This is a genomic window from Streptomyces canarius, from assembly GCF_014650735.1.
Taxonomy (GTDB): domain Bacteria; phylum Actinomycetota; class Actinomycetes; order Streptomycetales; family Streptomycetaceae; genus Streptomyces; species Streptomyces olivaceoviridis.
This window is the reverse complement of record NZ_BMVN01000187.1, coordinates 1-1,105: the sequence shown is the minus strand read 5'-3', so window position 1 is coordinate 1,105 and position 1,105 is coordinate 1. Positions and strand designations below refer to the sequence as shown.

At 68.9% G+C, this 1,105-nt stretch carries 1 pseudogene; it reads right to left on the bottom strand.

The features are described 5' to 3' along the window. A pseudogene (locus IE294_RS46760) lies at positions 1-1,105 on the bottom strand (alpha-1,4-glucan--maltose-1-phosphate maltosyltransferase); the annotation flags it as partial.

Genomic DNA, 1,105 nt, shown 5'->3' with positions numbered 1-1,105 from the left:
GGTGCGATGGTGCGTCCCTCGCGTGCGGCGGCTTCCCAGTCGCGGGGTTTGAGCTGGTACTTCTCGGAGTCCAGGTACTCCTCGCTGCCCTGTCTGAGCGGGGTGTTCTCGCACAGTTCGTAGCCGGAGTAGATGCCCCACGCGGGGGAGAGGGTGGCGGCGAGCACGGCGCGGACCTCGAAGGCGGGGCGTCCGCCGTGCTGGAGGTAGGCGTGCAGGATGTCGGGGGTGTTGGCGAAGAAGTTCGGCCGCATCCAGGCCGCCGCCTCACCCGACAGCTCCGTCAGGTACTCGGTGAGCTCCTGCTTGGTGTTGCGCCAGGTGAAGTAGGTGTAGGACTGCTGGAAGCCGGTCTGGGCGAGGGTGTGCATCATCGCCGGGCGGGTGAAGGCCTCCGCCAGGAAGATCACGTCCGGGTCGCGGCGGTTGACCTCGGTGATGACCCGTTCCCAGAACACCACCGGTTTGGTGTGCGGGTTGTCCACGCGGAAGATCCGCACGCCGTGCCCCATCCAGTGCCGCAGCACCCGGACGGTCTCCGCGACCAGGCCGTCCATGTCGGCGTCGAACGCGATGGGGTAGATGTCCTGGTACTTCTTCGGCGGGTTCTCGGCGTAGGCGATGCTGCCGTCGGGGCGGTGGTGGAACCACTCGGGGTGCTTGTGCACCCAGGGGTGGTCGGGTGAGCACTGCAACGCGAAGTCCAGCGCGATCTCCAGGCCCAGTTTCCCGGCCTCGGCGACGAAGAAGTCGAAGTCCTCGATGGTGCCGAGACCGGGGTGGACGGCGTCGTGGCCGCCTTCGGGGGAGCCGATCGCCCAGGGCACGCCGACGTCGTCGGGGCCGGGGTCGAGGGTGTTGTTGCGGCCCTTGCGGAAGGTGGTGCCGATGGGGTGGACGGGCGGGAGGTAGACGACGTCGAAGCCCATGTCCGCGATGGGCTTCAGCCGGCGCGCGGCCGTGCGGAAGGTGCCGTGGGGCTGTTCGGCGGTGCCTTCCGAGCGGGGGAAGAACTCGTACCACGAGCCGTACAGGGCGCGTTCGCGTTCCACGAGCAGCGGCATCGGGTCGGAGGCGGTGACCAACTCCCGCAGCGGGAACCGGG